General features: G+C 70.0%; 5 protein-coding genes and 1 pseudogene. All 6 read right to left on the bottom strand.

The features are described from left to right. A pseudogene (locus VIU94_RS01750) lies at window positions 1-264 on the bottom strand (hypothetical protein); the annotation flags it as partial. Between the two features lie 51 nt (window positions 265-315). Beyond that, window positions 316-1,092, bottom strand: coding sequence for a hypothetical protein (locus VIU94_RS01755; RefSeq protein ID WP_331906740.1), 777 nt, complete (start codon window positions 1,090-1,092; stop codon window positions 316-318). 23 nt (window positions 1,093-1,115) lie between these two features. Next, a complete protein-coding gene (locus VIU94_RS01760) occupies window positions 1,116-2,798 on the bottom strand; it encodes a polymorphic toxin-type HINT domain-containing protein (RefSeq protein WP_331906742.1) in 1,683 nt (560 codons plus the stop codon). A gap of 95 nt (window positions 2,799-2,893) precedes the next feature. Next, window positions 2,894-3,274 (bottom strand): hypothetical protein, encoded by a 381-nt coding sequence (locus VIU94_RS01765; RefSeq protein WP_331906744.1) that lies wholly within the window; start codon window positions 3,272-3,274, stop codon window positions 2,894-2,896. Next, complete coding sequence (locus VIU94_RS01770; RefSeq protein WP_331906746.1) at window positions 3,271-3,660, bottom strand: hypothetical protein; 390 nt, start codon at window positions 3,658-3,660, stop codon at window positions 3,271-3,273. Before VIU94_RS01770 ends, VIU94_RS01765 begins: the two co-directional genes overlap by 4 nt. Before the next feature lie 141 nt (window positions 3,661-3,801). Next, window positions 3,802-4,191 carry a hypothetical protein gene (locus tag VIU94_RS01775; RefSeq protein WP_331906748.1) on the bottom strand — a complete coding sequence of 130 codons (390 nt, stop codon included), beginning with the start codon at window positions 4,189-4,191 and terminating at the stop codon, window positions 3,802-3,804. Between the last annotated feature and the right edge of the window lie 118 nt (window positions 4,192-4,309).

Raw genomic sequence — 4,309 nt, forward strand, 5'->3', positions numbered from 1 at the left:
GCCGGGCAGGGTGACCTCGTGCCCGTACCCGTTCTCCGCGATCCGCACGTACCAGACGGCGTCCCACCGCCCCATGAGCCGATGCAGCGCGTCCTTCCCCTGCACCGCCGCCGCCACCCCGAGCACCGCCATCCCGACGACCCGCACGGCGGCGTAGCCGAGGAGGGCGGGGGCGGCGAGGCGGAGCCGGCGCACCCGGTCGGGCCAGAGCTCGGGACGGGGGTCTGGACGGGGGTCGGGACGGAGGTCCTGGTCAACGGACATGCGCTCGATTATGCCGACCGGCGACGAGCCGCCCGCACACCCCGCTGCTCCCTAGGAGATCAGGTCGTCGAGGGTCTCGATCCACGTGCTCAGGTACGAGCGGAGGGCCTGGCGTCCGCCCCACGGGTCGTCGGACGCGTCGATCTCGTCGCGTAGTGCGCGCAGCCTGTCGAGGGCCTCGCGGTCCTCGTCGAGCTCGATCGCGGCGATGATCTCGTCGTCGGTGAGGGTGTAGAACGCGGCGAGCCACGCCATGAGCGCGGCGTCCCGCTCCCCCACCGGCGCGCCCTGCCCGAGCGCCGTCTCCGGGGCGCGCAGGAGCCAGCCCGCGTACCGGCCGTCGGCGAAGAGCAGCTCCAGGCCCTCCGCCACCTCGACTCCGAGCCGCTCCGCGTCCGCCGCGACGTCGCCCGCGACGAAGCAGGCCAGCGCGTCGGCGTCGACCTCGCAGGAGCGGGACACCGTCGGCGGGATCCGGAACGCCGCCCGCTCCCTCGCGGTCAGCCTGCCCCGGACCACCGTCCGCCCCGCCCAGCCCTGCGGCGTCTCGGAGGTCTCGTCCTCCTGGCGGGCCACGGGAACGCTCAGCCACGCGCTGACCAGGCCGAGGTCCCGAGAGGAGAAGCGGAGCTCCTCCTCCCCCGCGGTGATCCAGTCGCCGCACCCGAAGGTGTCGAGGAGATGCCGCTCGTGCTCCTCCGGGGTGCGCGTCGGGCTGACGTCCAGGTCCAGCAGGGCGAGGCGCGGGCGCTCGGCAAGCGGACGCCCCTCGTCGATCGCGAACTCCGCGCCGTCAAGGACCAGCCCGCCGCTCCGTGCTCCCAACACCCTGCCCCGCCTTCCGTGCCTGCCTAGAACTTGAACTTGCGGCCCTTGGCCGCGAAACCGCCGTCCGTGGTACGCATCTTGCCCTGCTCGATCTGCTCGGCCGTGATCGGCATGCCCGGGTCGTCCGGGCTGCCACCGAAGATCTCGGCACCCGACTTGCCGCGCGGGCCGTCCTTGCCGTACGCCGTGACCGCCTGGCCGATCGTCGCGCCCTTGCCGTCCAGGATGACGACGTTGCCGTTCTTGTAGAACATGATCCGGCCCTCCTGACCCTCGGAGATGTAGATGCCCTCGGGGTTGGAGAGGATGTCGAGCACCAGCGAGTCGTCCAGACGGCCGTGGTAGCTCTTCCTCGGGTCGGAGCCATCGACCTTCTTCTTGAACTTGCCGGCCTTCGCCTCATCCATGACCTTCTTGAGGCGCTCCGACATCCGCTTGTGCTCGCGCTCTTCGCGCTTCTTCTTCTTGGCGCACTCCTCCGGGTCCTGGTTGTGCACCAGGACCTCGGTGCCGCCCACGCCGACGTAGTACGTGTGGACGGTCTCGACCGTCAGGTCGTGGGTGCGCTGCATCCGCAGGTAGCGGTCCACGCCGACGACCTCGACGGCCCGTCCGGAGGAGGTGCGCAGCTCGTCGCCCACGGCGATGGTGCCGGCATCGGCCCACCGCTTGCCGTCGACCAGCCAGAACGGGTGGGTGTCCGTGGCCGTGAGGGCCGTCGTGCGACCGGTGGCCCACCGCACCGTGAGGCGGGTGAACTCCTTATCGTCCTCGGTGGTGATGACGTCCGTGACGGTACGGGCCTCGGTGCGGCCCCGCTCGGGGTCGGTGGCCACGACACGGTCGCCGATCCGGACCGACTCGATGGAGCGGCGGCTGCCGTCGGCGAGCAGGACGGGCGTGCCGGGCAGGAAGCTGTGGGTCGGGCAGGAGTCGTCCTTGGGCTTCTCCTCCTTCTCCTTGTCCTTCTTGTCCTTGTCGAGCTTCTTCTTCGCGTCCTCGAGCTTCTTCTCGGCTTCCTTGACCTTTTTACGGTTCTTGATGGCCCCGGTGATGCCGTCGTAGAGGTCGCCGCCGTGATTCTTGATCTTCTTGATCAGCTCGGCGGCCTTCTTCCACTTCCACGGCGCGCCGTACTTCGCCGCCAGCTTGCCCACCGCGCCGCCGACGAGACTGGAGAGGATGTTGAGCACCGTCTCAGAGCAGGCATCCAGGTTGCCCGTGGTGATGCAGTCGAACGCGGCCTTGATGCCGAGCTCCTCGGCCAGGATCTTCGCGAGTTCCTTCGCGGCTTCCTTGGCCTTGTCGGTGTCGGACTTCTCCGCCTTCTTGGCGTCGTCGAGGTCCTTGACGGCCTTCTCGTAGTCCTTCTGCGCCTCGGACTTGGGCTGGTCGCCGTTGTCACCGGCCGGCTGCTCGTCACCGCTCGCGCCGTCGGCCTGGTCGTCCGCCCCGGTGCCACAGTTGTCGCCGCCCGTGATCTTGCACGCCGCGACCTTGAACTGGTCCGCCAGCTGAGGGCCCATGTTGGTCGCGAGGAGCGCGCCCACGATCGCCACGACGACCACGATCAGACCGACGTACTCCAACGCCCCCTGACCCGACTGCGACTTGCGCAGCCCGAGGAGCCGGGACTCGGTACGGGGCAGCGCCTCGCGCACCTTGCGGCGGACTCGGCGTGGGAATCGGGGCGACGATATGCGCATGATCGTGACGCTAACAACTGCACGATCATTCCGTCATGGGTCCACGGACCCATGCACGGTGCTCAAACGCCTTCCTGGGTCCCCCTGTTGGCGTATCAGGCGAGGTGGTCGGCGGCGCGGCGCAGGCCCGCCGCGAGCCCGGCGGCGTTCTCGCGGAAGTGACCTGTCTGCTGCATGAAGGAGAGCTCGGACGGGACGAGGACCAGGAGCGTCATCAGCATCGCGTGGACCGCGTGCAGTTGCTCGAAGGTGACGGCGACCGGGACGAACCCGTCGCCGTCCTCCTCGCCCGCGGAAGCCACGAGGTCCGGGAGCTGCGCGCCGCCGGGCCCGAGCGCCAGATCCCGGCCCGGCCCCTCCGGGACGAGCGAGAGGAACACCTGCGCTGATCGGCGCAGCAGGTCGTGCTGCGCGCCGGTCAGGCACAGCGCCCCTCCGCCCCCGTCCGGGGCGGCCTCGACGCGGACGCGGTTCACCCGACCTCCCTGAGGGCCCAGGTCAGGAGCCCGGCCAGCTGCCTCACCGTCTCCCGGAAGTGCCCGACCCGCTGCACGAAGTCCTCCTCCGACGCCGGCCAGAAGGTCGCCACGGTGAGCAGCATCCCGTACAGCCCGCGCACCTCGTCGAAGGTGAGGGGAAGCGGCCCGGGAACCACGTCCGCGTATTCCAGTCCGGCCTGGAGCACGGCTTCCAGCCCCGCCTGGTCCGACCCCAGCACCAGTTCCCGTGCGACGGGGTGCGGCTCGGCGGCGAGGTAGGCGATCAGGCTCCGGCGCAGTAGGTGGAACTGCTCCTCGTCGACGCCGAACACGTACCGGCCGCTGTCGGACTCGTCCCTCCGTACTTCCAGTTCAGGCTTCATCAGCTGCCTGTCGTCGTGAGCGGTGAAGGTACGGGTGACCGTGCGCAGGGTCGTCAGACCCGTGACCAGGTCGGTCGCGAGGACCTCGTCGCCAAGACGGACGGACTCGATCGGGACGGACAGACCGGCCTCGATCGCCCCTCAGTCGGAAGGTGTTGTGGCGTAGAAGGGGCGCACCGTCCTGCCCAGCTTGCGCTGGATCGACCGGAGCGCGTTGATCGTGGCGTCGTCCGGGAGGCCGGTGGTCGTGCGCCATTCGAAACCGGTGCCCGCGAGGTCGCTGACGAAGACGATCTCGGTGGCGAGGAGCGTCCGGGCCCAGTCCGCGGGGGTGAGCGGCGTGTCGTCGGCGAGGGCGCGGCGGATCCGCCCGCTCTGGTCCAGCAGATCCTGGAACCCGGCGAATCCCATCCCGACGGCGAGCTGATCACTGCACCGCGCCGGGCCGCCCCATTCCAGGAGCGCGCGTCGCAGGAGGCCCGTCTCGTCCGGGGTGAGCAGCTCACTTGCCGCCACCGCAGGTCCCGCCATCAGTTCAACCCTTCCCAGTAATCGTCGAGCGTCGTCGGGTCCCGCCGGAAGATCGTGCCGCCGTCCGGGTGCATCGGGTCGTGGATCACGATAGTCGTGCCGTCCTTGCCGAGGTACG

It is taken from the genome of Streptomyces sp., assembly GCF_036566765.1.
Taxonomy (GTDB): domain Bacteria; phylum Actinomycetota; class Actinomycetes; order Streptomycetales; family Streptomycetaceae; genus Streptomyces.